At 55.1% G+C, this 26,568-nt stretch carries 20 protein-coding genes; 5 read left to right on the top strand and 15 right to left on the bottom strand.

Annotated elements, in window-relative coordinates; all coding sequences use genetic code 11:
• Positions 1-231: 231 nt before the first annotated feature.
• The 4 genes from OZX67_RS01225 to OZX67_RS01210 all read right to left on the bottom strand — a co-directional run bounded on the left by OZX67_RS01225 (position 232) and on the right by OZX67_RS01210 (position 6,128).
• On the bottom strand, positions 232-1,071 hold the full coding sequence (locus OZX67_RS01225) for a hypothetical protein (RefSeq protein ID WP_277143400.1): 840 nt from the start codon (positions 1,069-1,071) through the stop codon (positions 232-234).
• Positions 1,072-1,894: 823 nt separating this feature from the next.
• Positions 1,895-3,517 carry an MFS transporter gene (locus tag OZX67_RS01220; RefSeq protein WP_277143398.1) on the bottom strand — a complete coding sequence of 541 codons (1,623 nt, stop codon included), beginning with the start codon at positions 3,515-3,517 and terminating at the stop codon, positions 1,895-1,897.
• Between the two features lie 502 nt (positions 3,518-4,019).
• Entirely contained in the window at positions 4,020-4,976 is a 957-nt protein-coding gene (locus tag OZX67_RS01215) for a nucleoside hydrolase (RefSeq protein ID WP_277143395.1), read from the bottom strand.
• A gap of 129 nt (positions 4,977-5,105) precedes the next feature.
• Complete coding sequence (locus tag OZX67_RS01210) at positions 5,106-6,128, bottom strand: alpha/beta hydrolase (RefSeq protein ID WP_277143393.1); 1,023 nt, start codon at positions 6,126-6,128, stop codon at positions 5,106-5,108.
• Between the two features lie 168 nt (positions 6,129-6,296).
• Between OZX67_RS01210 and OZX67_RS01205 the strand changes: the two genes are divergently transcribed.
• On the top strand, positions 6,297-7,265 hold the full coding sequence (locus OZX67_RS01205; protein ID WP_277143391.1) for a ribokinase: 969 nt from the start codon (positions 6,297-6,299) through the stop codon (positions 7,263-7,265).
• A gap of 160 nt (positions 7,266-7,425) precedes the next feature.
• Here the strand turns inward: OZX67_RS01205 and OZX67_RS01200 are convergent, their stop codons facing one another.
• Complete coding sequence (locus tag OZX67_RS01200) at positions 7,426-8,475, bottom strand: LacI family DNA-binding transcriptional regulator (RefSeq protein WP_277143389.1); 1,050 nt, start codon at positions 8,473-8,475, stop codon at positions 7,426-7,428.
• A gap of 431 nt (positions 8,476-8,906) precedes the next feature.
• Between OZX67_RS01200 and OZX67_RS01195 the strand changes: the two genes are divergently transcribed.
• The 3 genes from OZX67_RS01195 to OZX67_RS01185 all read left to right on the top strand — a co-directional run bounded on the left by OZX67_RS01195 (position 8,907) and on the right by OZX67_RS01185 (position 12,690).
• Positions 8,907-9,845, top strand: coding sequence for a nucleoside hydrolase (locus OZX67_RS01195; protein ID WP_277143387.1), 939 nt, complete (start codon positions 8,907-8,909; stop codon positions 9,843-9,845).
• 126 nt (positions 9,846-9,971) lie between these two features.
• The gene (locus OZX67_RS01190) at positions 9,972-11,366 is read left to right on the top strand and encodes an MFS transporter (protein WP_277144817.1); all 1,395 of its coding nucleotides are present in this window, start codon (positions 9,972-9,974) and stop codon (positions 11,364-11,366) included.
• A 172-nt stretch (positions 11,367-11,538) separates the two neighbouring features.
• On the top strand, positions 11,539-12,690 hold the full coding sequence (locus tag OZX67_RS01185; RefSeq protein ID WP_277143385.1) for a YwiC-like family protein: 1,152 nt from the start codon (positions 11,539-11,541) through the stop codon (positions 12,688-12,690).
• A gap of 274 nt (positions 12,691-12,964) precedes the next feature.
• On the opposite strand, the gene OZX67_RS01180 is transcribed toward OZX67_RS01185, so the two are convergent.
• On the bottom strand, positions 12,965-13,534 hold the full coding sequence (locus tag OZX67_RS01180; RefSeq protein ID WP_277143383.1) for a DNA-3-methyladenine glycosylase: 570 nt from the start codon (positions 13,532-13,534) through the stop codon (positions 12,965-12,967).
• Between the two features lie 385 nt (positions 13,535-13,919).
• Positions 13,920-16,748 (bottom strand): phosphomevalonate kinase, encoded by a 2,829-nt coding sequence (locus OZX67_RS01175; protein WP_277143380.1) that lies wholly within the window; start codon positions 16,746-16,748, stop codon positions 13,920-13,922.
• A gap of 613 nt (positions 16,749-17,361) precedes the next feature.
• Here OZX67_RS01175 and OZX67_RS01170 point away from each other — a divergent pair.
• On the top strand, positions 17,362-17,715 hold the full coding sequence (locus OZX67_RS01170) for a phenylpyruvate tautomerase MIF-related protein (protein ID WP_277143378.1): 354 nt from the start codon (positions 17,362-17,364) through the stop codon (positions 17,713-17,715).
• Between the two features lie 330 nt (positions 17,716-18,045).
• Here the strand turns inward: OZX67_RS01170 and OZX67_RS01165 are convergent, their stop codons facing one another.
• The 8 genes from OZX67_RS01165 to tmk all read right to left on the bottom strand — a co-directional run bounded on the left by OZX67_RS01165 (position 18,046) and on the right by tmk (position 26,477).
• Entirely contained in the window at positions 18,046-18,984 is a 939-nt protein-coding gene (locus OZX67_RS01165) for a hypothetical protein (protein WP_277143376.1), read from the bottom strand.
• 9 nt (positions 18,985-18,993) lie between these two features.
• Positions 18,994-20,559 (bottom strand): formate--tetrahydrofolate ligase, encoded by a 1,566-nt coding sequence (locus OZX67_RS01160; protein WP_277143374.1) that lies wholly within the window; start codon positions 20,557-20,559, stop codon positions 18,994-18,996.
• Positions 20,560-20,825: 266 nt separating this feature from the next.
• Entirely contained in the window at positions 20,826-22,442 is a 1,617-nt protein-coding gene (locus tag OZX67_RS01155; protein ID WP_277143371.1) for a C69 family dipeptidase, read from the bottom strand.
• 334 nt (positions 22,443-22,776) lie between these two features.
• The gene (locus OZX67_RS01150; protein WP_277143369.1) at positions 22,777-23,334 is read right to left on the bottom strand and encodes a YbhB/YbcL family Raf kinase inhibitor-like protein; all 558 of its coding nucleotides are present in this window, start codon (positions 23,332-23,334) and stop codon (positions 22,777-22,779) included.
• 73 nt (positions 23,335-23,407) lie between these two features.
• Entirely contained in the window at positions 23,408-23,950 is a 543-nt protein-coding gene (locus OZX67_RS01145) for a hypothetical protein (RefSeq protein WP_277143367.1), read from the bottom strand.
• A complete protein-coding gene (locus tag OZX67_RS01140) occupies positions 23,880-24,311 on the bottom strand; it encodes a hypothetical protein (RefSeq protein ID WP_277143365.1) in 432 nt (143 codons plus the stop codon). Before OZX67_RS01140 ends, OZX67_RS01145 begins: the two co-directional genes overlap by 71 nt.
• Positions 24,312-24,412: 101 nt before the next feature.
• Positions 24,413-25,564, bottom strand: a complete 1,152-nt coding sequence (locus OZX67_RS01135; RefSeq protein WP_277143363.1) for a DNA polymerase III subunit delta' — start codon at positions 25,562-25,564, stop codon at positions 24,413-24,415.
• Between the two features lie 286 nt (positions 25,565-25,850).
• Entirely contained in the window at positions 25,851-26,477 is a 627-nt protein-coding gene (gene tmk, locus OZX67_RS01130; protein ID WP_277143361.1) for a dTMP kinase, read from the bottom strand.
• Positions 26,478-26,568 lie beyond the last annotated feature (91 nt).

Below are 26,568 nucleotides of genomic sequence, written 5' to 3'. Positions count from 1 at the left end.
AACCTTGCGTTCGAGACGCATAAACGCCACTCACCGTCACATATGCAATTGCTCCTTGCAAACGCGACGTATCAGCCGCCACAAGCGTCCCAATCGCAATTCCGACTTGCATTTCCGATGCTTAATCATTTAAAACTGTCGCAAATGCAATAGCAGACTCGCAACATTCTGATTGTGCCGCAAATTACACATAGCGCAAAAGCATAATTTACGTAAAATATCTAAACCAATCTAAGCTGATTTTACACAGGGTATTTTGGCGCTCAACAACTTTTGAATCATGACTTTCCGCTGGGCAACATCGCGATAACGAAGCCTGACCACTTCCGAAATTCCGCAATCTCGTAATAAAAAGCGCTCCCTCTGCTGTTCGTCATTGATAATTTCCTCTATCGGACGTCCTTTTGTCATGTCGGAATCGACATATTTACCCATTCCATCAAATTCAACAGCAACATCTCTGCCATCACGAAGATGATAAAGAAAATCAACCCGATAAGTAGAACCGTCTGGCTTGGGAAATTCAACCTGAAGTTTTGGAACCGGGAATCCTTCCTCAATAATCGTCCCGCGGCAAAAGGATTCGCCACCATTCTCGCTGTTTGAATCCGCATAGTTCAAAAGCCTCTGGATTCTAAGATAATCGGCACCCCTCTTCTCGCCTATCCCCTTCACTTCGGAAGCGCTGGCAAGTCCAAGACGAAATGCCGAATCATACATAGGCAACACATCACGGAACGGGTAGCGCGCTCCGCATTCGACCAATGCCTCAGCGGTAGACACCACCGGTAATTCGCCATAGGTTTTGCCCTCCAATTCATTGCAAGAGACATAATGCAACTTGGGATTTTTCGATGCCTTTGGACTTTGATGAGAAGCTATGAAGGTACTTCCATCATGCAGGTTTCGCCGATATTCCAATCCGTATATATTGGCCGCCGTAATTCCTGCGAACCGCCAAGACGGATGGACTATATGCAATGCACGAGCTATGAATAACATCTGCTGACGAGCATCAAGCCTCTGCCAGGCAACTGCATCGAAGAACAACCCCGGATAAGGATTCACCACCTCACCGCAGGCGCATCTTCGGTATAGCGCACGCTGCACTTTTGAATCGGAACATAAACAGCACCGACTTTCCCGAGTGGCTTCGGAGAATAACCGATCAATTTCGTAATATTGTCGCATAATTTGAAACTAGCCCATATCCGAATAAAACGAGACATTTTCTGGCTACTGTGGTCGAACGCTAAGGGTTATCCACATCTCGGGCGTGTCGCGGCTTAATTATCCACATTCCATTACGCTCTAACTACTGGTTATGCACCATAACTGTGGTTTCAACAGATTAAAAATTGCAAACACGACGCCGGCAGAGTTTTCTGCGACACAAACGCAAGCTGTTATTGCGAATAAGACGGAATCAGAAGTTTTACCGTCCCAAACGCAAGACAACATTGCAAACGCGACACCAAGAGCACAGAATACGTCACAAACACAATAAGCCATTGCAAATAAGATGGCAACAGAGGCACCAGCGTCGCAAATGCAAGAGGGCATTGCAAATCGCGACGCCAGAGGCACAGGTTGCGACACAAACGCAAGCTGTTATTGCGAATAAGACGGCAACAGGGGTTTTACCTTCACAAATGCAAGGAGACATTGCAAACGCGACACCAAGGGCTTAGATTGCGACACATTTGCAATGGAAAACAACGACGGATGGGGCGGTACGGTTGTTGAAACCGTACCGCCCCATTTTTGGTTGATGCCGTAAGCCGTAGCGCACGAATGACTACCGGCAGGTTCACTGCTACCAGCAGGATCACAGGATCGCGGCTTACGAATGGCTACGGCTTATGGCTTGAGTATGCCCTATACCTCCTACCGCTTACGCCTTTGCCTTTGCCTCAGCTTCGGCCTCAGCGGGGTGATAGACGTCCTTGCGAATCAGCAGGAAAACAATCAGGCCGATGGCGATGATGCCGGCGCCGAGCAAGAGGATGTTCGCGCAGTTGGCGGCAACGCCGTGGGCGCCGGTCAGCGAGAACCCGGCGAAAGATTGGCTGTTCATGATGCCGCCGAAAATGGCAATACCGATGGACGCGGTGATGGCCATAACCAGATCATTCATGCCAACGCCACGGCCAGATTGTTCCTTCGGCAGCGTACCCAGAACCGTGTCAACGACCGGCGAGTAGAGCAGACCCATGCCGGCATAGAAAATGCACGCCATCAACGTCAGCCAGATAAACCCGGCATTGACCAAAAGCGAGGCGCCGACGAAGCCACAAATCATGAGGATCGCCGCGGCGATGATGGCCACCGTGTGGCCGATGCGGTCGACAATGGCACCGGAGCTGGTGCCGACAATCGCCGCGACGACGTAGGCCCACACGATGTAATGCGAAACTTGGATAGTCTGCATGCCATAGACGCCGGAACCGATGGCGTTCAGGATCGGAGCCGCGGAATAGTTGGTGAAGTAGAAAAGCAGGATGAGCATGATCGCCTTGAGCCAGCGGGTGTTGTGAAAGAAGGCAGGCGTGACGAACGGCTCTGCGGGCCAGAAGGAAGGGCGCGACTTAGCGGACTTCGCAACGGGCTTGACCGGATTGACCGGCTTGGCTGCGGACTTGTCGAACGTGGCTGCAGACTTGACCTCAGATTCACCAGCAGATTCTGTCTTGGTGGAACCCTGCGCGGCGGCAGCCTGAGCGGCGTTTGGCGACTTATCATTATCGCTGTTGCGATGGATATAAACCGCGAACAGGCAGAACAGCAACACGGAAACGGCGAGCATCCACCAATCCATATATGAGAAGAAGAGGGTTACGAAGGCGCAGGCGGCACCGAAAATGGTGAAACCAAGCCAATCAACACCCTTGCCGGTGCTATGCATCGCCGGAAGATATTTCATCAGCGCAGGCACGAAAAGAATGGTGACCGCAGGAATCAGGAAGAGGAACTGCCAGTGAATCGAGCTCAACAGGCCGCCGGCGAAAACCCCAATCGCGGAAGAAAGCTGGTAGCCAGCGGTATAGATGCCGAAGAAGATGACTTTGAGCGAACTGCGCAGATATTTGGTCGTGATGACCAGATAGGCGGAACCGGCCACCTGCTCGCCTGCCGTCTGCAGCACACGCGCGATGATGACGGTCCACAGGTTCGCTTGGAAGAAGAAATTGGCCACAAAACCAAAAATGGAGCCGATGAATACAATCACCAACCCTGTCGCAACCAATTTTTTCAACGATACAAAATCGCCAAGCGAGCCGTACAAGAAGCAGACTATACCAAGAACGATGCTCGGCAAGGCGGTAATCAGCGAGGCCTGCGCCGGCGAACCGACGGCCTTGCCTACCTGCTCAAAAACAAGGTTGAAGCCCTGAAGACACAGGGTTCCAAGGATGAAAGTGATGAGTAGGAGAATCAGTGCCTTAATGGCAATTCGGTTGTCAGCGTCGGAAATCTCTTCGGTTTCCACGGCTGTTTCGTGTTCATTTGCACTCATGATATTCCTTTATAGATGGGTTTTCACCAACATCGGCAACGTCGCAAAGCCGCACCATACGGCAGAAAACAGTCCACACAGCACAAACCGGCACAACTCAACAACAGAAAACTGCGATATGGAAAAAGACAATGGAAAACGAAACCGACGAGACAATGATAACGCGACCCGATAACCGCGAAAGCAAATCCGAGCCTCAAATTTGTGGCTTTATCCGTTAGTTTCAATGACTCAAAAGTGAGTATTTCCAAGACAAACGGCATTGTTCACCTAAGCCGGATAGACCCGTATAGCGGCTGGTGCAGATATCGAATATTGATACAGTAATAGCTTTGATGCATTACAATAAACACACCAAAGCTATTCTTTATGCCAGATGATTGGAATCAGTGAAAGGGGAATTCCGCTTGCTGACCGCTCACCTTTCCAGCTCACAGGTTTCGCAGTTTTCCGGTTTCCGGGTTTGTTGCTTTTCTAATTTCCGCTTTCAACTTTCCCGTTTTCAGCCGACAGACTGGGCCAGACGGGTGATCCTGGTCATGAACTCATTGAGGAACCGCGGCACGTCCACGCTGATCGCCGCTTGCGTGGTTTTGACCTGATCGTTCAGCCGATCGTTATCGCCGATGGTGCGCCCGCGGGTCGGCCCCTCGGTTTCGACCTTGAGGTTGCGCGGCAACGTCGTCACCAAGGTTGGATCGATAGCCACCGCAACGGCCAACGGATCGTGCAGGCCACAGCCGCCCAAAGCCGGAGCCGTGGTTTCGTACGCTTTGATATAAAAATCGGTCATCGTGGCGAGAAAATCGCCAGCCGCATTGTGCAAATCGCGCCAACGTGCCGTTTCCTTATACGTCAGCAACGTCTGGAGCGTGACATCGAGACCAATCATCGTCACCGGAGCACCCGAGCGGAACAGCTCGTTGGCAGCATCCGGATCCTGCGAGATGTTGGCCTCGGCCCATGGCGACACATTGCCGCACACAGTCAACGCACCACCCATAAGCACAATCTTGCCGATTTCATGCGCGATTTCCGGGGCTTTTTTGAGCGCCGCAGCGATGTTGGTCATCGGGCCGGTGGGCACGTAAACGAGATCGTTACCATACATCTTGACTGCGTCGATGATGAAGTCCACAGCGGACTGCGATTCCGGACTTCTTGAAGAATCGGGGATCTGTGCCTCGCCGATGCCGTTCTTGCCGTGGATGAAGGCCGAGACCTCTCCGACGGCAAACGAATCGGTTTTGCTGGCGTGTGGCAGGCCGGGATAGACCTTGACTTCGGGATGGCCGTAAAGGTCGGTGATCGCCAAAGAATTGCGCATGCCCTGCTGCAGAAGCACATTGCCGTAGGTGCCGCAAATGCCGATGAGTTCCACTTCGGGGCTGCCCAGGGCATAAGAAATCGCCAAGGCATCGTCGACACCAGTATCGAGATCAAGTATCAGTTTTTTCATGGTTTTATTATCGCTCAGACGGCAACCTGGCACAAACCGAAGTTCCTGATTCAGCCGTTACCTCACCATAAATACACAGCAGAATCCCAAGTCGAAGCAATCGACGGAATCAGGAACCCAAGAAGAAATCTAGAGAAGGCTGTACGAGAAATCACGAATCCGTCGCAACGCCTTTTGACTCTCGTCGAGCCAGGTCATGTTGACCGGATAGATATGGCCCAGCGACTCACCCTTCTTCGTGTGGCAATCGTTCAGCTCGAAATCCTTGCCGTTCGCGTAAAGCTCGGCAGCGAAACGCAAGGTGTCGCCTTGGATGAAATCGTCATTGCTGGTATTGAGGTAGACAGGCGGCATATCGGCCTGCTTCGTCAGGTAGTCGAGTTGCGCGCAGTCGGCGTGGTTCTCTCGCATGTCCTTGAAGAAAACGGGAGCGACGGCTTCGATGCCGAACGAAGGCGAGGCGAAGTTCATTTCGCCGGCTTCCCCGTCGAACGCGAAATACGGGGTGATGTCGAAAAGTCCGGAAACGAACGATGCGCCTCTGAATTCCAAACCGGACGGCGTTATGCCAAGTTCCTGCGCAAAGGCATTGGAATGCTCGACGGCTAAGGCATAGACCCCAAGGGTCGCGCCGGCGGAATCTCCAGTGAGAAAAACCTTACCCTGATCGACGGGGTAATCCTTTTGATGCTCGCGGATCCAAGAGAACGCCTTTACGACATCCGCGACCTGCCCGATGAAATCAGTTCCTGGAGCAAGGCGATAATTGACCGAGAACACCGCGAAACCGAGCTCGGCCAGATGCATGTTGAAGTTGCGGTTGATCTCCTTGTGGGCGTACATGAACCCGCCGCCATGCACGTCAACATACACGGGAAGCGATTTCCCGCCACGTACGTAGGCGTCATGGGGAAGATAGATATCAAGCTTGTGCCCGCGTAACCCGTCATCGATATAAGGGATGTCGCAAATCGTATCGATGCCCTCGGGCAGCTGCCAGCAGTCGGTGCGGAAACGGTCGCTTCTGGCGAACATCACCCTTGAGGTGAACATCGCATTCGCCAATTTCTGGCTTGCCTCGCCCAGGTCTTCGTCAAGTTCGGTCCATCCCGTAAGGACCTTGCGCTCCGTCGCGTCCAATGTTGTACCCATATCAGCCTGCTTTCACATCATTGTTATGAAACCATATAACATCGTCAATGCTGTCTAATTACATGAAACATCATTCATCGCAAAACATCGGTAATGTTGACTTTTATGATAAAGCGTTTTATCATAAAAGTCAACATCGCAGTTTTTAGCGTAAAGAATGAGGGAACAATGAGCGCAGCGGCTATTTCTGTTTTAGATCACATCTCCGGGTCCGTCAGTATTCTCGGATCCCTGAATGCCGATTACACCGTCATGTCTCATAGACTTCCGAATCCCGGAGAGACCGTCCAAGGCGGCCCTCTGACGATACTGCCCGGCGGCAAATCAAGCAACCAAGCAGCGGCAGCCGCTCGAATCGGCGCCAACGTAACCATGTTCGGCGCGGTAGGAGAGGATACCAACGCGGATTTCCTTATTTCCCGTCTTAACGACGCCGGAGTCGACACATCACACATCAATCACGTTGCCGGCCCAAGCGGCACCACGGTGATCACGGTCGATGCAAACGGGGAAAACACGATTGTCTATTCCCCCGGTTCAAACGCGACCGTGGACCTCAATTACCTGCACAGCCAAGAAGCGACATTGCTGAAATCGTCAGTACTCGGCCTGTGCCTGGAAAGCCCCATCGAAGTGGTCACCGCTGCGGCGAAGATATGCCATGAAGCCGGAATCAAAGTCCTGCTCAACGATTCCCCGTTTACCGCTACCCTGCCGGCGCAACTTGTTGAATATGCCGATATTCTGCTGGTCAACGAACACGAAATGGCGCAGCTGCTCGGCATCGAAGAGCCCGAAGACAGCGATTGGCTCGCTTGCGATTGGGACGTATTTGCCGCTCAGATGGATGATTTCGGTTTCCACGAGGCCATCGTGACGATTGGCGGGGACGGAGCCATGGTTCTGCGCAACCGGCAAACAAGCCATGTGACCGCAGTAAAAATCAAGCCCAAGGACACCACTGGATGCGGAGACGCCTTTATGGGCACGGTTTTGGCCGGCCTCGCGTCAGGCTGTGAACTCGACCAATCAGCTGCTCTCGCCTCGTATGTCGCCACTTACGCGGCACTCGGATCAGGAGCTCAGGCTTCCTACGGCACCGCCGAGCAGGTGCGGGATTTCATCGAGAAACATTAATCTTTTGGCCTTTTAGTTGTATCAGCCGCCTAAGCTGTATCGTGCCATATCAGCCGAAAGCTTGGTAGTTTCAAGCGAGCTAGGCTATTAAAAAATCGTTTCCTATTTTATAAATAAGCAGGAAACGATTTTTCATTGAAAGTAGGGAGCTACGGACGCTTCAAAATGTGTATACCGTAGCATTCTCTACGAGCTTTGGCTGCACTAAATATTGACGAGGCTGTTTGAGCCAAAGCTGTGATTTCTTTTTGCCTCTCGCCTTTTTGTCTTCGCCATGATCGTCAGAGGCGAGCTGCTCGAGTCTTGACATCATGCAATCGCTGCATGCGAGCGCCACTGAATTGATGTCCTGATCGATGGTCGTAAGTTCGGATTCAAGCCCCAGGCATCCGGCGACATCGTCATAGCCAATCACCGAACAGTCCTGCGGGCATTTCAATTGGCGTTCATTGAGACGTTTGATGAATCCAAGAGCCATCAGATCGTTGCCGCAGAACACCGCGGTGGCACCTTGATCGATGATGTGATCGGCCTGCCGATAGCCGCTGCTGAAATGATAGTCGCCGTCGCAATCCAAGGAGGGATCCAACTGCAAACCTGCCTTTTCAAGCCCTGAAACGAAACCCGACTTCCTCGCATTCATGTTTCCCGAACCGTTGGTACCGCTGATACAAGCGATTTTTCGATGCCCCTGAGCGATAAAGAACCTTGCAGCCAATTCGCCGCCCATAAAATTGTCGGATCCAACGGCATCGCACCATTGCTCGTCGACCAAACGATCGCCCAATACCACAGGAAAATAGAGACGGGAGACATCCTTATGCAAGCCCTTCGAATCGGCAACAGACTCCAAGGAAGGCACCAGGAACAGACCATCAATACCTCTGGCTTCCAATCGCTGGAGAATATTATGCTCTTCCACTGCAGAGTCATCGGAGTTGGCGATAATAAGGGTATATCCGTGCTTGCTGACGCTGTCTTCAAGTGATTTGGCCAGAGAGGCGAAAAACAGATTCTGAATATCGGGGACGATAAGCGCCAAAAGCATCGACCGGTTTGTGGCAAGACTTCGGGCGGTTTGGTTGGGAACGTAATTAAGTTGCTTGGCCGCATCCAATATCGCCGCGCGTTTTTTCTTTGAAACCCGCATCGGACGATTATTGAGGACCAAGGAAGCCGAGGTAATCGAGACTCCCGCCTCCTTCGCCACATCCCTCAAGGTGATTCTATGCGGCATGAGCCCTTCTCCATTCTCGAAACTGAGCACATTATACCTTATTGCGAAAACCACACCGACCCATCGGAAACCGCAAAAGTCCAAGCAACTATAGGTATCGAGACGATTGAAACGTTAGCGTCGGATTGTGCCCATACCCGCTTCTACAGACCGGCATTGATGCAACCGTCTATCGGTTTAATTCGATGAATTAAGCCTTTCTTACAACTGATTCGAAGAAAAATAACTAGAATACACAAACTAATTTGACTACATTGGTAAAACGCTTTATTCTTGATTGTGATATTGGTAAAGCGTTTTATCGATACCATAAAACAAGGTAGTGTGAGAATGAAGAGTTTCTTTCCGGGTAAAGATCAACCCTTTCTTTCATAATGCACCATCCTCAAAGAAGAAGGTTGGAAATGAAAAAAATCATTTTGGATTCAGACCCTGGTCATGATGATGCCATGGCTATCCTTCTGGCGCTCGGCAATCCCTCGATAGAGCTGCTGGGAGTGACAACCGTGGGCGGAAATCAGAGCCTGGATAAAGTAACCTATAACGCGCGAAGCGTTCTGGAAATGGCGCACGCCACCAACATTCCGGTTCACGCCGGTTGCGACCGGCCGATGTTCCGTCCGCTGGAGACGGCAGCCTCGATCCACGGACAGACAGGTCTCGACGGCGTTGAATTGCCGGAGCCGACGCGCCCGCTCGATAAGGGCCATGCAGTCAATTGGCTCATCGAAACCATCATGAACAACGAGCCAGGCACCATTACGCTGGTTCCCACGGGACCTTTGAGCAATATCGCCATGGCTGTGCGTATGGAGCCGCGAATCGTCGACCGCGTCAAGGAAGTCGTGCTGATGGGCGGCGGCTACCATGTCGGCAACTGGAGCGCATGCGCCGAGTTCAACATCAAAACCGATCCTGAGGCGGCGAAAATCGTCTTCGACCAATCATGGCCGCTGACCATGGTCGGGCTTGATCTGACGCATCAGGCGCTGTGCACACCGGAAGTGCAAGGCAAGATCAATGCGATCGGTACCCCGCTGGCCAAGTTTGCCAGCCAGCTGATGGATTATTTCCGCAAGTCCTATCAGAACAATCAGGATTTCGTCGATCCGCCGGTTCACGATCCTTGCACCGTGGCCTACCTGATCGATCCCAGCGTGGTACAAACGCGCCGTTGCCGTATCGAAGTCGAAACCGCCGACGGCCCTGCGCTCGGAATGACCGTGGCCGATCTGCGTGGCCCGGAACCTTCTGCCGAGGAATGCAACAAGCAAGTCGCCACGAAGCTTGATTTCGACAAGTTCTGGAACCTCATCATCGACGCCATCAAGCGCATCGGCTGAATCCGAAGTCCGAAAATCAACTCCATTGATTACGGCCCAAACAATATCCGCACTCTTTAGAAGAAAGAAAAAATGACTAACCAAGATATACAGCCCGATACGCAAGCCGGTGCTGACAAAGAAAAAATGCTTGATAAGGGCGGCAAATCCATCGTCGCGCTGATGGCAGCTCTGCTGGTGGCGATCTTCGCCTTCCAGCTCAACGCATCCATGCTCTCGCCGGCATTGACGACGATGCAGAACGAGCTACACACCAGCGCCGCCCAGATCGGGCTCATCCAGACCGTCTTCTACACCTCCGCGGCGCTGTTCGCTCTCTTCCTGCCGCGTCTGGCCGATATTGTCGGCCGCAAAAAGGTGCTTCTCGGAATCCTGATCGCCACCACGGTCGGCTGCATTATTTCGGCGATCGCCCCCAACGTGCCGATTCTTATGTTCGGCCGTATTCTGCAGGGCACCGCCGGCCCGCTGCTGCCGATCTGCCTGATCATGCTCCACGTGCGCATCACCGACGAGAAGCGCTATGCAACCCTCATGGCCATTCTGAGCAGTGTCAACGGCGGAATCGCCGGCGTTGACGCGCTTCTGGGCGGCTGGCTCGCCGGGACTTTCGGTTTCCGTTCCGTTTTCGCCGCTATGGCGCTGGTGGCCATCGCCGCAATCATCATGGTTTGGATCTTCACCGATGAGTCGACCGCTGCCGATACCCCGAAGATGGATTGGCTCGGTGTCGTGTTCCTAGTGCTGGCCTTCCTCGCCACTTACCTCGCCATCAACGAGATTCAGAAGCTCGCCGCCGCGAACTGGGCATTGGTTGCCATCCTCTTCGTCGCAGCTGTCATCTGCTTCATCGTCTTCTGGCAGGTCGAGAAGCGCAAGAAGGACCCGATGGTCGCCACGCATTATCTCAAGCAGCGTCGCACCTGGGGTCTGCTCTCCACAACCCTACTGACCATGACAGGCGTTTTCGCCATCATGAACGGCGTCGTTCCTGCAATCGCACAGGACACCAAGTTCGGCACGGGACTGAGCGCAAGCGTGGTCTCCTTCGCCACCCTTACCCCTTATGCTCTTGTCGGCCTGATCTTCGGACCGGTTGCCGGCAAGCTTGCCGGTAAGTTCGGATATCGTCCTGTGCTGCGCGTGGGCCTGATTGTGACCATCCTCGGAGCCATTTTCGGTATCTTCGTAGCCCACGACCCTGCGATTTGGGCGCTTGTGCTGATTTCCGTGCTTCTCGGCGTCAGCTATGCGGGCACTGCCAACATCATGCTTAATGGACTGGGCATCGTGCTTTCCCCGGCCGACAACACTGGTTATCTGCCAGGTATGAACGCCGGTGCCTTCAACCTCGGCTCCGGTTTGAGCTTCGCGATACTCTATGCGTTCATGAACGCGTTCACGAAGTCCGGTGGTCCGGTGATGGGTTACTCCGCAGCAATGGTGGCCGGACTGGTGTTGCTCTTGCTCGCGTTTGCCTGCTCCTTCCTCATTCCAAAGCCGGAAGGCGACCAAGCGTGAACGCACGCCAGGTTATCGGACTAAGCGATTTTCGATTAATTCGGTAATCGCTTAGTCCGATGATTCCAACAATCTAATATTTTGACGCTTCTTGAACGCAAGTTCGGGGGGCGTCAAATTTATATCCTCAATTCAACCCGCAGACGTTCGCCGGCTATGTATGATAAGGGATATGAGTAACAACGAGACAAAGTCGGATAAATCCGTCGCAAAAAATGGATTGATGCGAGAATCCGAAAACGATGCTTTTCCTTCCAAAGGAAAAAAGGAAGCCGCAGCTGCCGGTGAATTCCGTTCACCTTTGGCTCGGAAAACCAACAAAGCGGCAACGAAACCGCCACACCACACCAACATCTGGCTGCCGGACCAGCCGGGAGCTTGGGTCATGGCGCTGTTTCCGGCGGTTGGAGGCGCTATCATCAGCGGGATCTGCTGGCGCAACGTCTGGCTTCTGGTGGCCTGGACGCTGTGCTACTGCTTCCAATTCTCCGCCGCCCGTTGGCTTGCAGTCCGCTCGCACGAAGCCAAAGATGCTCGGAAACGCCGCTCAAATATCTACTTCGTTCCGGCGGCGGTTTATCTTATTGCCACAGCCGTAGTCGGCATTCCGGTTTTCATATTCGCGCCAAGACTGCTCTGGTGGATCCCGGCCTACGCCATTCTCGCCGCGCTTTCGTTTGTGGCCGCTTGGCTGCGGCGCGAACGGACGCTCTGGGGCAACGCCGTCGCGGTCATCGCTGCAGGCGGCATGGCGCTGCTCACCGCCTCACTTGGCTCGAAGTACTTCGTTCCGGCCACCCCACACGAAAGCCTCGCATCCAGATTGTCTCCGATTTTGGCTTTAAATAGCACTGTCGCCGCCAATTCAGGCAATGCCGCCACCATGGTTTACCAGGGCAATTCCCCGTCCGTTTCATACTTCTCACTCACGTCGCAGTATTTCCTGGACTCACCGCTGTTGCCGAAAGCCGGCGTCATCGCCGCGCTTACTTTTATCCTCACCGAATATGCTTCAGTCGTTTTCGTCAAGACCATGTTCCGCAAATACGGAAATCACGGTTATTACGCACTGTCCATTATTTACCACGCAATCCTTGCTGCGCTTGGTTTCCTGGCACCAACGCTGTTGCAGAACCTTGCCGGATTGGCATTTCCCCATGGTGCCATGGCCGGTACTCTGCTTTGGGGCATCGCCTCCACCCTGCTGCTGCTGATCGCCATCATCGCACCACATCACAAGCGCATGAAAGCCATGCAGGTCGGCGGCATCGAAGCCGGCACCAGCCTGATGAACCTCATCGTCATCGTGGCGACGTTGGCATAAGGCAACGATTTGACGACAACTTTCCAGCGACACTTCACCAGAACGACGGCAAACGGCCACAAGCATATATTGCTGCCGACAAAAGGCGCCTAAGAAACCACAGAAATCCGTTTACCCGCACCAAAGCGCGCTCATACGTGGAGACTACACTTTGCACCCATCAACATTTACCAGTCGCAAAACGCACTCACGCGTGGAGACAATACTTCAAACTCATCAACGTACCAATTACCAGCAGCAAAGCGGATACAGCAACATCTGCAACGCCTGAAACCTACCGTGAAAGATAAGGGTTGCCGGCGATGATGAAGCGGCGCGGGCGGTCTTTGGCCTTGCTGATGCCGATGCGCTGGGTGGCCTCGATGCGTTCGCCGGGACGCAACGAACCTGTTTCCAAGCTCAGCGGCGGCTTGCGAAGATCGTGGCCGTAAAGATCCATCGTGATGCCGAGCGACTTGCAGATCTTGCCCGGGCCGTTGAGGCAGTCCTTGATGCGGCGGCCACCACGGCGCTTTTCAATGATTTCAACGGTTCTGGCATCCATGGGTTCGGCGGCGCGAATCAGTGCACCTGCGCCGAAGCCTTCCTCGAATGCAGTGACGTTCATACACAGATTCATGCCATAAATCAGGTAAATATAGGCGTGGCCGGACGGGCCGAACATCGCGCGGTTGCGTTCGCTCAAGCCACGAAACGTGTGGCTTGCGGGGTCGAGCTGGTCGTAAGCCTCGGTTTCCACGATGCGCACGGCCAGGGTCTCGCCGTCGATTTCACGAATAAGAAGGCAACCAAGCAACCCCTTCGCCACGGTTTCGGCGTCTTCACTCAAAAATGAAGGAAACATAATTCCATTGAAGTCCTCATGCGGGATCTGCGCAAGGCGCGTCAAGCGCCAGTCCGGTTTAATCCGGAACAAAGACGATTCCTCTTATCTTCAGGAATACTTGTAAATCTTTATTCGGCTAAAAAGCAAATTCATTCCATAATGGCGAAAAACAACAGCAATCATAATTAATTTGTATTGCATAATAGCATTGAAGCCAAATAACTCACAAAAAAATCCTCGCTGCTACGCCTTGTCATGGCACAAAATCAAAATCGTTGAAATTCCAACGTTTCTGATTTGCCATTTGTTGCCTTTACAGCAGTGAAGCAATATCATCGCCAATCAAGCCTTTAATGCTACGAATAAGATTCTTGCATCGGAAAACACGCTATTGACGTTTTCCTCAGCAACGTTTCGCGAGCGCCGGCAAGTCGACTCCCAGCAAACGCGCCTCTTCGGCGGTTTTGCCGGTGACCAACAGGTCCGTAGCACGCAAACCGTCAACGGTTTTCGCGCCAAGCAGCGCCATCAGCGAACGCACCTGACTCTTCCAACTGTTGATTTCGGCAATCAGACCATCTTCACCGGATGCGTTCAACACCTGCAGAAAATGGCCTGAAATACCCACTGCCTTCGCACCCAACGCCAGCGCCTTCACCACGTCCAGCGGGTTGCGCACGCCGCCGGAAGCGAGCACGGCAACGCCAGTTACGTTGGTATGGTTTCCGTCATTTTCAGCGTTGTCAACACCGTCGGTATCTGCGACGGCATAGGCCACATCGGAATGTTCTGCATTATTCGCGTCGGAACCGGCCACATCGGAACGTCCGGCATTATTCGCGTCGGAACCGGCCACATCGGAACGTTCAGCATTATTCGCGTCATCGGTACGCGAGCCGACAATACCCACATTAAGTCTCGTCTTCCCATTTGTTGGACCACCGGAACTCGACGCGGATTTGCAAACGCCATCGTTATTCAATGCATCACACTCACCGGGCAGCAACGCCAGCAGGCACAAGGCCGTGGACTGGCCCCAACCGGCCATGTAGCCGTATTCGTGCCCTGCTCGCCGAGCGTTTTCGATACGTGCGAAATCGGTACCGCCACGGCCGCTGACATCGACGGTCTGCACACCGAGCTCAGCCAGTTGCCGCATGGTCCGCGCGCTCATGCCAAAGCCGACTTCCTTGACCATCACCGGCACCGGCGAGGCCTTGACGATGGCGGCGATACGCGTCGGCCAAGCGTCGAAATCGCGGGTACCTTCAGGCATCACAAGCTCCTGGGCGGCGTTGATGTGAATCTGCAAGGCGTCGGCTCCAATCATCTCGATGGCATGCAACGCCTGCTCGACACTCACCGAAAGCCCAACGTTCGCGAAAACAAAACCGGATGGATCATGCTTACGAATCGTGGTGAACGTAGATTCAAGTTGCGGGTCGCGAATCGCGGCGTGCTGCGAACCGGAGGCCATGGCCACGCCGGTCGCAGCGGCGACACGGGCGAAGGAAGCGTTGATTGCCCCGGTTTTGGCCGATCCGCCGGTCATCGCGTTGATATAAAACGGCACGTCCAACGTCGCCCCACAGACTTGCGTGGTCATATCCACATCGGCGACATCGATGCTGCCCAAGCTCTGATGGATAAAGGCCAAATCGTCGAAGGCGTTGCGCTGCTCGTCGGCATGCTCAGCGAGCGCCAGACGCACGTGGTCGTCCTTACGATTCGAGCCAGCCCCGGAAATCCCTGAATCTGCGCCAAGTACATGACCAGCGGCAATATTTGAAACAGGTAAATTCGACATTCCCGAACCGCCGACACCAGCACTGTGGATACCGGCATCACCAGCAATACCAGAATCGTCAATGCCGCCGATACTGTCAACGCCACCAACACTACGAATATCCGGGACACCGGCATTGCCAACGACGCCAGCGGCACCAGCTACCCCGGCAGCACCAGCAGCACCGGCGGCTTGATTACCGCGAGCCGGTCCTAAAAAATTTTCCTGGGCACGCGCACTCCCCATAATTCCAGCAGACACATCGTCCAAAACGCCACCCGTCCACTCGGCCAGCTCGACCTGCGGAGCATGGACCGACAAATCGAGCGGAACGATGCTTTTCTCCTGCCAGCCACGGGTGATGGCGGACCTGTCGGCGTTCGGCCCGGCAATCGCGATGCCGCAATCGCCACCGCCCGCACCGGAGCTTTTCGCTGCCACGCCATGGCTTTCGGCCACCTCGACCAGCGCACGCAAGGCCGGGGTCTCGATGGTGACGCCGGTGAACGACGAAAGGTCCTGCAACAGTTTGCGAGCCTCGCGGACGTGCGCGATGACGCCCTGCTCGTCGTCGGCGACCAATGCTTGGGCCAGAGCATCAACACAGGCATCACTACCGCTCAAAAAATTCTGATACAACCGCTCGTGCTCGGCAGCGCTTTGCTGCTGGACGTGGCCGACCAGAGAAGGCGTGGACGAGGGGTTGCCGGTCCAACCGACCATCAGATGCAGGCTCGAGCCGGGCTTGAACGCCCGGAGTCGCGCAATGCTCAGCCCAGGCCAAGGCATATCGATCAGGTCGCTCAGCGCGGTGTCCTGCAAGCGGTTGGTGACCCACTGCCGGTCGACCGCCGTGAAACGGATGCAGCCGCCGAAAAGGCTCGCCGCCAGATCGCCGCCGGAACCGACTTTCTGGGCGCGGCTGGCCGAAACAAAGGCCAGTTTGTATTGCTGAATCGGGTCGAGTTCGAGGCCATAGAAAGCCGTCAGCGCTTTCATCATCGCCACCGTCACCGCAGCCGACGAGCCTAGCCCGTATTTGCGTCCGGAGGCATCGTCAAGTTCGCTTTCGATATTGACGTCGTAGATTTTGAGGTCTTTGCCCTGCTGCTGGGCCAGTTCCTCAACCGCATGAATGACAGAAAGCACAAAAGCCGCGCCGGGCTGCTCCACGTCGGGCACCGCACGCCCAGCGCGACGCCGCCAAGTCACGGAAGCCTCGGGATGGCCCGCGGAATGGATACGGCCAACGGGGTCGACGCCGAAAGGCTGAGGCTGATTGGCGGAAGTGTCGAGCTCGGTGATACGGGCGGTCAGAAGTCGGTTGACAGCGACGAGAATCGCGGGATGACCATGCTCGACCACGGCGTATTCGCCGGCGATATACAGTTTCCCGGGGGCCGTCGCTACGCTGCTGCCTGGTTCCTGGGCTCGCCTACCGCTCATCGTTATGCCGTTCCTTCCCTTCATAATCCGCCAACCACGTTCATGCGCTGCTATCAGTTTTCAGAATCCCTAAGTATCATCAAGTGATACTTTTTAAGACAGCATGACATATCATGCCACATCAACATTCTTAATGTACGCACAACTCTGCCAAAGAAGACCGGCGTTGGCATACTCTGCACCAAATACCCCGATAATCTGCCCAGCACCACCACATTACCCGCAGTCGGCGCGTCGCCGCTACGCAAACGTACACGACCACCGATTGCAAACGCGACGCAAACCAGCCCCGGGCCGTCGCAAACGCAATGTCGGATTGCAAACACGACGCTAATCAACGCCAAACCGTCCCAAACGCAAGGCCAGATTGCAAACACGACGCGGGGCAGGGCGCCAACGTCGCAAACGCAAGGCTGGATTGCGAATGCGACGCAAACCGGGAAACCAGCATCACAAACGCAAGCCACCATTGCAAACACGACGCGGAACGAGGCATTGGCGTCGCAAACGCAATTACGTAAGGCCGGAAATGGAATGCGCACCGCCTTATGCGTAACGTTTGTCATAAAATATCAGTGACGATAACGATTCATCGCAAACGCAAGGAGCTACCATGCCAGTCATTCATACCCACGTTTCCGTTTCCACCACGCAGGCCCAACGCGAGGCGCTCAAGGCTGCGTACGGCAAGGCCATCACCACCGTCCCCGGCAAGACCGAGAGCTGGCTGATGTGCCCATTCGAAGACAATATGCCGATTTACTTCGGCGGCACCGACGAGAAGCCGGCGGCCTACGTCGAGGTCAACGTCATGGGCGCGCCCGAGAGCATCGACCGAACCGTTTGGGAGGCGATGACCAAGCAGATCATGGCCGCGCTTCATGACGAGCTTGGTGTGCCCGAGGACCGCACCTACATCCGCTACACGGCCACAGGCGACTGGGGCTGGAACGGCGGCAACTTCTAAGTTCCTTGCATCGACGTTGAACAAAGCTGACAACAATCATTAAAAGGCGATAAGCCCACCAAAGAATTTCGATTGGTTTGGCTTATCGCCTTTTGTCATGTGCTTTGCAAAATCAAGTGGCCTGATGGCGACGGGTTGTCTGACAGCGCGCACAACCTTTGTACACGTCCAAAACGAAAGCGGCAGAACGGTTCGCGGGGAGATTATTTTTCGATAACCCCGATGCGACCATCGCGTCCGGCTGCCAGGTAAACAGCAAACGGACCGCCAAATTCCGCCAATAGACCACGGCTGCGCCATAGCAATCACGCGTCATTAGGTACAGCTCGCTTACTTGAAATCGAGATACCTTACGAAAGCTCGCGGGTGGTCCTTGCCACTTTTGACGTTGGCAAAACCGAACAGCGCGTCGCCCGGCAGACCTTTGGCCTTCCATGTCTGCGAACGGGAAAGATCGAAATAAACGGCTTCTTTCGCGCTCGTAGCCGGCTTGCCTTGCGCGTCGATCAGAACCCCCATATCCAGATACCGCTTGAGCTCCAAGGCCGTGAGCACTTGCGAAGGCCTGTTGACCAAGCCACGCTTATTGAGCGTAGCCAAGGTTTTCCTTTCGGAAATCATGGCGTTGATCTGACCGGCCGCAATCTGGGTCATGATTTTCGGCGAATCGTCGGTATAACTGCTTTTGCCGATGTTGAGATTGCTGCCGAAACTCACCAAGCGCGCGTCCTTGACATTATCGTATTTGACGAATCCGTCTTTCAACGCGCTGATTTGCTGGGAATTTTCGCGCATATTCACCGCTTCCAGCGTGAAGACCGGGGTGGGCGGCTTGGTCAGGTAGGTGACCACCAGCGAAATGACGATAGCAAGGACGACGACGACCACGACCGTGCCCAGCAGGAAATTCTGGACGAAAAAAGAACCTTTCTGACCAACGGGAAGCTCGCGGAACGTGGTCCACTTGGATTGCCTGACGTAAACATCGTCTTTGGCGAGGCCCGAAATGGCCGCACGCTGGTCGGCGCTCAGCTGGGTATTGTCGGTTGCGGTCTGGTCAGTGCCCACCGTGCTGCTGTCCGGCGCGCTTTGGTCAACGCTCACCGAGGCGTGGCCCGGCGCGCTATGGCCTGTGCGAGTTTCGTTTTCGGAGTTGCTGACGGTACCGCTGCCATGACTGCTGCCATTATTGCTAGCCATACCACTGGCTGTATTACTTTTAGTGGCGCTATCCTTATCGCTCTCGTCTCTCTCGCTATTCCCAGCCATAGGGCGGCCTCAGACGATCTTGGGCATCGGGGTCGTCAGAGAAGTGGTGAGGTTGACCTGAACGACGCCGGCGCCGAGATGCGGCTCAACTTTCTTGAGCGTTACGGTGCGTTCGTCGGTTGCGGCGGAATCGTCGTCGGTCATCGTCGCCGGGGACTTGACCGCGACCACCGCGAGGTCGTCGATGCTCGTGCCGACGCCGTTGCAAAGTTCGGTCGCTGCGGCAAGGGAGTCGGTGAAGCCCAGTTTGAAGAGCACGCGGTCGGCAGGAACGCCGTAAGCGTTGTCGGCAATCCACTTCACGTCCTCGACCAGGCCCATGCCCTTGTGGCTGGCGCGGTTGTTCGCGGCTTCCGGGTCGGCGGAATCAGCGGGAGCGTTCGTGGAGTTGGCGGCGTTATTCGCCGAATCCAGCGCGTGCACGAACGCATCAAGCTGAGGGGCCAGAGCCTCGCCGCCGTCACGGAAGAGGTTTCCGATAATCGGATTGCGGAAGTTCAGCGACTTGGCAGTGTCGCGCAGGGAATCGATCTGGTCATCCTCGCCGTCCCAGAGATTGACCAGCGGGAAGGTTGGAATACCAAGGTTTTCGAGGCGATGCACGTGGAACGGGTAGCGCCAGGCGAGCTTCGGGTCGTCGCGCCAGGTCGAGGCGCGGGTGACCACCACGGCAGCGGCCGGCCATTCTGCTCCAAACTCGCGGCAGGCGATGTCAAGCCATTTCTGGGCACCGGCATCGGCACCATAACCGGCCTCGACCACCACCACGTCGTGCAAAGCGCAGGCCATCTCCACCGAAATCAGGCTCGGGATACCCAACGACACGTTGGCGAATGGGCCGCAGTGCACGTAGACCGGCGAGCCGTTGACGGTTTCGGTCTGAGCCGGCTTCACCGCGTCGCCGAGGATACCGGTGATGCGCCACAAATCAATGAATTCACCGAAAGTAACGGGGTTGCCGTCCTTGGTGCCGGCCACCATTTTGGAGACGCGCCCGGCGATCTCGTCCATGGAATGAGAAAGAACCACAATCTGCATCAGTTCGCAGGTCGGAGTCAACACCACGCGCTCGGGCACGTTTCCCTTGCCACGGTCCACGGCAATCTGACGCAGCGAGCGCGACGGGACTTCCGAGACACGCGGCACGAGAATCGTATCGATACGACCTTCATCCACGGCCTTCTCCGCGAAGGAAACCAGCAGGTTCTGCGCGTTTTCGATGGCGGCCATTTCGCCACACAGACCCCAGTCAATCAGCTCGGGATGCGAAAGCGAGGACTTGCCGCCGCCGGAAGCGCCGCCTTTGGAACCTGCTGCGGTGATGCCCATGCTCGGCTGGCGCAGCACGGCGGTCGCGTCGATACCACGGGCACGCAGGGCGTCAATCAATGCGATGGTGGTGGTGGTTTTGCCCTCACCGCGCGAAGCCTTCAATGGCGTATCGGCGGTGACCAGCACGACCTGTCCGTGTTTGCGCGGCTCTTCGGCGTGATTTTTCAGGTAATCGAGATACCCGAATGCGTCGATTTTTTTGACCAGTCCATACTGGGTAGTGAATTGATCGATCAGAGCCATGCCATACCTGCTTTCATTGCGTGTAAGAATAATCCGAAGTCATGGAATTTTATCATTACTGGCACACAGCTTAACCTACGAATCAGCCATGCCGATAAACCCGCGACCAATACCCAAAGCCTATCAGCAGCCGCGCCCGCAAGTGGGAAACATGCCAAAAACATGGGGATAGCAAAAAGGCCGGTCGATAGGAAATCAGGAATGGCGGATTGACACCATTCATTGATTTCTATCGACCGACCTTTTAGCTAGCGAAAACTGCCGCTTCAGTTGTCGGAGCGGTTGAAACCGTTGGACATCTTCATCGAAGCCGTGTAGAGCACAGAATCGAGCAGCGCGTCGGTCTCCTTCTTGATCTGATCGGCCATCGACTGGTTGGCGGCACGCAGAATCTCGCGCACCTCGGCGTTGCGGGTGGCGGCGATGATCTGGTCGGGCTCCATCGGCTCGACGTCGCCATCGGGGTTGCCAGCGTTGAGCTCGGCCTGGGCCATCGATTCGGCGCTGGCCTCCTTGTCGCCGCCGAGTCGGGCGATCTGTTCGTCGGTGGCCGCGACCATACGGTGCCCCATGCCACCGGTGAGCTCCTGATAGCGCTCGATGGCATTGGAGGTCTCGGCAAACGCGGAGTTGCAGAGCGCCGCGATGATGCGGTTCTCCCAATAAAGGTTCTCGGAAGTCACACGGGTGGTGGTCGCTTCGAGGTAGGCCGGCGTGGTGTCGACGTTCGGATAGAACGGAACCAGCGCGTTGAACGGGTTCGAGCCGTAGGAAATCCACTGGATGGCTCGATCGGACTGTGGACGATAGGGACGAATCTGCATCACAGAAAGCTGGCTCTGGCGGTTGATGCCGATGCAACGGTACATATGGCGGGTGTGCTCGTCTCCGAGATGGCCGTACGGGTCGTAAGGCGTGCCTTGATAGTGCGAGCTCAGCACATACTTGACGTCTTCGATGGTGACCTTGCGCTCGGGCTGGCGCGCCCAGGGAATGTCGTCGGATTCGGGGGTATGGTCGGCGTCCGGGCCGTCCCACACCTCGTCATACGGGTTCAGCGTGCGCTGCATGTACCAGGCGCGCGGGGTGTTGTAGACGTGGTCGGAATCGGAATGCGAACCGAAGGCGTCGCGTGGGTTGAACGGGGTGCTCGCTTCGACCGCAAGGTCGAGATGGTTGGCCTCGATGAACTCGTTCAAGTCGGCGGAGCACATATGATTTTCCTGCTCGCCGAATGCGTCTTCCAAATCAAACTCATCGATGCCCAGCTGGTTCGGCATCGTGACGTAAGCCTCGTCCGGCACGCGCTTGGCGATCCAATGGTGGCCGCCGACGGTCTCAAGCCACCAGATCTCGTTGACATCGCTGAAGGCGACACCGTTCATCTCATTGGTACCGTACTGCTCAAGCAGCAAGCCCAAGCGCTCCACGCCTTCGCGGGCGGTCTTGATATACGGCAGGACGATGGAGAGGAAATCCTCTTCGCTGATGCCGCCGGCGACTTCCGGCACATAGTCCGACTCGCCTTCCTTGCCTTTGGCCGGCTCGAACTCGACGAACGGATCGGCGCCGAGGACGCGCTCATTGGTGGTCAGGGTTTCGGTGGCGCTCATGGCCACGTTCGCCTCGTTGACGCCCGCCTCGCCCCAGAGGCCGTCTTTGAGGTTGGCGTTCGGCAGCGACGTATACTGCAACGGATTATCCGGCAGCTCGATGTCGAGATGATTGAGCACACTGCGATAATGCCGCGGCTGGTCGGCGGGCTTGACCACGACGAAACGCTTCGGGTTGAACTCCCCGTTCGCCGAATCCTCGTTGCGCGCGATGATGGTCGAGCCGTCATAGCTCGCGTCCTTGCCGACCAAAATGGTGGTGCATGCCATGGTTGTTGTTCCTCTCAATGAATTATTGAATGTTGATATCAATGATAATAGGTGGCGCCACTTGAATGTTGTATTATCATCCTCTCGCACTTCTTTTTTGCGTTGACTGTCTAAATTCTCCATTTTTAAGGCATCCTGGCGCGCCGAAGAGTCCCAAAAATCCAGAATCAAGCCATATTTTTCGAAAAAGGGGTGCTTGACGCGCCAGAAGCTCAAAAAATGAAGATTCGAAAGCGAATCTTCAAAGAATGTACCTCTTGGCGCAGCAAGAGGCACAAAAAGCTGGATTCATCGAAACACTGTAATGGGAAATTATCTGCCCACTCAGAAAAGCTTATTTGGCCGGATTACCGATAAAAGTAATCTCAGCGTCATCAATCGGGCCGCTATAAGCAAGAATCTTATGGTACAAATCGTTGAGCCAGAAGCCCTGACGCATATCCGGCAGCGGGTCGACCGTGGCCCAGACGTGCAGCACATAACCGTGGGGCTTGTCGGGAGGGGTCGGGCCGTTGTAACGCATCGTCACCGAGGGATTGCTCGAACCTACGAACTTGCTGGCAGCGCTCGTACGTCCCTGCGCAGCCTCGGGAATCATCGTCGGCAGTTGGCGCGAAAAGTCCGGCGGAATCTGCAGGGCATGGGAATCGTTGAAATCGAACATCAGCGCGTCGATTGGCACGTTGGCGGCCGACCAATGGATCCACTCGAAGCCACAGACGGGAATCGAGTCCGGGTCGGTCAGCTGCCAGTGCAGATAATGCATGTTGGCCTGCACCTCGTCGATGTAGAACGGGAACGAGACGATCGGCGTGCCGTCGACCTTGTATTCGGGCGCCGCTGCCCCGGTGAAATCGTCGGGAATAGTCGTGAAATCTGCTGAAATCTTCATATCCCAAGTATCCCTCAGCCTTGTGACGAAACGCACTCACATCTTCCAACCAAGAAATCAAAAACAAAGGAAGTCAGACTTCTATCAGTTCCACCTTCTGCGCTCTGCCGGTGCCGTTATGCTCGTTTGCGCCTTCACTGTCTTGCGGGTTCGCCAAGTTGGTCGGGAACCCTGCCGGTTGGCCGGGGTTCACCGAGAGCCAATCGCAAAACGCGCCGATTTGAGCATTCACCGATTCGCCATCAAAAACCTCGATATGCTGCTGATCAAGTTCAAAAGAGGAATGAAGCTCAAATCTAAGAATCTTTATCGAATCAGAAGAATCACGATCGGTGTAGTACACACCAAGAATGATGTTTTTACGACGCGTGGTATTGAGCTTCGCGCAGACCTCACCCAAAGTTTCTTTATCGCTGACAGCGACGATAGGCATCTCCGCGGGCTTATAACCCTGCGCAATCAGCTTGGCACGATTGTCTTCATCTTCGACATACGACAAAACGGCCTTGGCAGCATCCAAATCATAATCGCTTGGTTTCAAAGCTTCACTGCTCATATTCACACCACCTATCATATTGTGTTTGCGCTTTATCCATGACCATGCCTTGATACCCATGATAACGCTCATTGACAAATTTCTGACCTTCTATACCATACGGAATATTTTCCAGAACGGTTTTCACTCCCGTGTTGTCGCCCGGAACGCAAACATGCTCGTGGATATTACCTTCTGCGACGTCAATACGGTATATGCATTGCGGATCGTCGAAACCGTTTCCGGCATCCAGAAGCATTATTGAGAATCCGACTATTTTATGTTCATATCTACGGACCCGGGACTTGATATCATACATTCCCAAGGACAATGACGATTCATCGTACGAAGCTTCAGCGGGAATTTCATAGCAACGATTAACAGCAGAGTTGACGACATGTCTATCTTGCTGCCGACGCCGCTGCCTACCGAACTTGACCATTGCTCAAATACACCTCCAACCTTCCCTATCTTCGCTATCAGCGTCTGCACCTCGACACTTCAAAAAACAGACCCGAATGTGGACGCCGCAAAGACCGATATTCACGCCAACAGCGCGCAGAACAAGGCTTCAAAGAGGAGCGTCTGATTGCCGTTGCCGTTGAGGCGGCGGCGGGCGACGGAGATGGCCTCGAGTCGGTCGACCACGCCTTGGCGGGTCAGACGCTCGGCCAGATTGACGAGGGACGAACGCTTTTCCCTGTTGATCAGGCCGGCCGATTCTTCGGCGTTGTTTTGCAACACGGAGACGTCACGATAGATGCTGGCGACGGTGTTGAGATCCCGGTCGAGCACATCGCGGCTGCGCCTGGTGGCTCTGCGCTTGATATCGGCCTTTTTGCCGATCTGGTTGAAGGCACCCCGCAATTGCGGCGGAATTCGGTCCTTTTCACCCAAACCATTGATGCGCCGGAACTCTGCTTCCTGCTCGCCCGCCTTCTCTTCAACGTCACTTTGCGCCTGGGCCTTGGCGTTGTCGATGAGCTGACCCGCAAGCAGTACAGCATCCGAGGCTTTACGCATATTGAGCACGCCAGAAACCAGCTCAGCACGGTCACTACGCACCCGCTCGTTGGTGGCGTAGAGCTTGGCTACGCCGATATGCCCTTCCGCCAGACGTGCACACTGAGCGGCCAGTTTCGGTTCGATGTTTTCCTGCGTTTCCAGGAATTTCGCGACGGATTGCGTTGACGGCACCGCAAGATTGATGACGCGCGTGCGCGAACGAATGGTCGGCAGCACATCCTCGGCACTCGGCGCGCACAAGAGCCAGATGGTGTGGGGGCTGGGTTCCTCGATCTCTTTCAGGAGCACGTTGGTGGTGCGTTCAAGCATACGGTCAACATCTTCGATGATGATGATCCGCCATGGAGCGATACTCGGCGTCTGCTCGGAAGTCTCGATCAAATCACGAACCTCATCGATGCCGATGGTGACCTTGTTCGTCGCCAATATGGTGACATCGGGATGTGTTCCGGCCAGAACCTGTTCGCTTGAACGTTCCGGTTCGTTGCTCAAGCCGTGACTTGGGCTTTCCAAAGCCGCTGCGAACGCACGCGCAACGTTGGATCGACCGGATCCGGGAGGGCCGCAAATCAGCCATGACTGGGCGATGGCTTTCGGGTCGCCGGACGCGACGGCACGCAGCCGCTCCACGACCTGCTCCTGGCCGACGATCGAGTCCCATACGCTCATTGTTCCTCCACTGGTTTTGTCATCACCACACTATTTCAAACTACCGATAGACAGCATAATCGTATTACTTCAAAGTTTCGTTCGAACCTACCAGCATCAGCGGATTCGCGCATGCCCTGTCGCAATATCCCACAAAACGCTGCAAACCAAATCGCTTAACTGTCGAAGCAACCATCCGGAACACTGTGTACTACGTTATGCAATCCGATATGGCCTGCCAACTTACGTCCACACAGGCCAGCTGAAGAGACGAGTCGTCGTCCACAAGTTCCGACAGTTCCATCGATTACAACCCGCACGACCAATCCGCCAGCAAATCATCGGCATCGGCGCGAATCTGATTCCATACCTCATCAATCGGCTTGGACGCATCGATGACCTTGAACCGAGATTTTTCTTGCGCCGCCAAATCCAAGAATGCCCAACGCGTCCGTTCCTGGAACCCGTCACCGGCCGATTCCATACGGTCCTCGCTGTGGTCAAGCCGGCCGTGCGAAGCCGCAGGATCCATATCAAGCAAGTACGTGCGTTCCGGCAGCAGATTATTCGTCGCCCACAGGCTCAGCTTGCGCACTTCCTCTTGTGTCAGCTCGCGCCCCCCGGCCTGATAGGCCAGCGACGAATCGATATAACGGTCGGAAATGACCACGGCTCCCCGCGCGAGCGCCGGCCGGATGACCTCGGCGACATGCTGGGCACGATCGGCGGCAAAGAGCAGCGCCTCTGTGCGCGGTGCGATATCGCCGCCATGAAGCAGCAACTGCCGCAACGCCACCCCCAGCTTGGTTCCGCCCGGTTCACGGGTGACCACGACCTCGCGCCCCAGCTCTTCGACATAGCTTTTCAGGCGCTCGACCTGCGTGGTCTTCCCCACCCCGTCGACACCCTCAAACGAAATAAATACCCCGCTCATAATCCTCGATCCCGCTTACCGATAATTTCTGCGATCCATTCCAATTATCTGTTACGACCATACTTTTAAAGACAACAACAGCAATAAACAG

The organism is Bifidobacterium sp. ESL0728, assembly GCF_029392015.1.
In the GTDB taxonomy this organism is placed as follows: domain Bacteria; phylum Actinomycetota; class Actinomycetes; order Actinomycetales; family Bifidobacteriaceae; genus Bifidobacterium.
Note: the sequence above shows the minus strand (reverse complement) of the source record. Positions and strands in the feature narration are given on the sequence as shown.

Coding starts and splice junctions, on each gene's coding strand:
- OZX67_RS01205 (WP_277143391.1), top strand. CDS start 6,297: ATGAGCGCAGCGGCTATTTCTGTTTTAGATCACATCTCCGGGTCCGTC.
- OZX67_RS01190 (WP_277144817.1), top strand. CDS start 9,972: ATGCTTGATAAGGGCGGCAAATCCATCGTCGCGCTGATGGCAGCTCTG.
- OZX67_RS01140 (WP_277143365.1), bottom strand. CDS start 24,311: ATGGTCAAGTTCGGTAGGCAGCGGCGTCGGCAGCAAGATAGACATGTC.
- OZX67_RS01195 (WP_277143387.1), top strand. CDS start 8,907: ATGAAAAAAATCATTTTGGATTCAGACCCTGGTCATGATGATGCCATG.
- OZX67_RS01215 (WP_277143395.1), bottom strand. CDS start 4,976: ATGAAAAAACTGATACTTGATCTCGATACTGGTGTCGACGATGCCTTG.
- OZX67_RS01220 (WP_277143398.1), bottom strand. CDS start 3,517: ATGAGTGCAAATGAACACGAAACAGCCGTGGAAACCGAAGAGATTTCC.
- OZX67_RS01155 (WP_277143371.1), bottom strand. CDS start 22,442: ATGGCATGCACCACCATTTTGGTCGGCAAGGACGCGAGCTATGACGGC.
- OZX67_RS01165 (WP_277143376.1), bottom strand. CDS start 18,984: ATGGCTGGGAATAGCGAGAGAGACGAGAGCGATAAGGATAGCGCCACT.
- OZX67_RS01185 (WP_277143385.1), top strand. CDS start 11,539: ATGAGTAACAACGAGACAAAGTCGGATAAATCCGTCGCAAAAAATGGA.
- OZX67_RS01180 (WP_277143383.1), bottom strand. CDS start 13,534: ATGTTTCCTTCATTTTTGAGTGAAGACGCCGAAACCGTGGCGAAGGGG.
- OZX67_RS01175 (WP_277143380.1), bottom strand. CDS start 16,748: ATGAGCGGTAGGCGAGCCCAGGAACCAGGCAGCAGCGTAGCGACGGCC.
- OZX67_RS01210 (WP_277143393.1), bottom strand. CDS start 6,128: ATGGGTACAACATTGGACGCGACGGAGCGCAAGGTCCTTACGGGATGG.
- tmk (WP_277143361.1), bottom strand. CDS start 26,477: ATGAGCGGGGTATTTATTTCGTTTGAGGGTGTCGACGGGGTGGGGAAG.
- OZX67_RS01135 (WP_277143363.1), bottom strand. CDS start 25,564: ATGAGCGTATGGGACTCGATCGTCGGCCAGGAGCAGGTCGTGGAGCGG.
- OZX67_RS01145 (WP_277143367.1), bottom strand. CDS start 23,950: ATGGGTATCAAGGCATGGTCATGGATAAAGCGCAAACACAATATGATA.
- OZX67_RS01170 (WP_277143378.1), top strand. CDS start 17,362: ATGCCAGTCATTCATACCCACGTTTCCGTTTCCACCACGCAGGCCCAA.
- OZX67_RS01160 (WP_277143374.1), bottom strand. CDS start 20,559: ATGGCTCTGATCGATCAATTCACTACCCAGTATGGACTGGTCAAAAAA.
- OZX67_RS01150 (WP_277143369.1), bottom strand. CDS start 23,334: ATGAAGATTTCAGCAGATTTCACGACTATTCCCGACGATTTCACCGGG.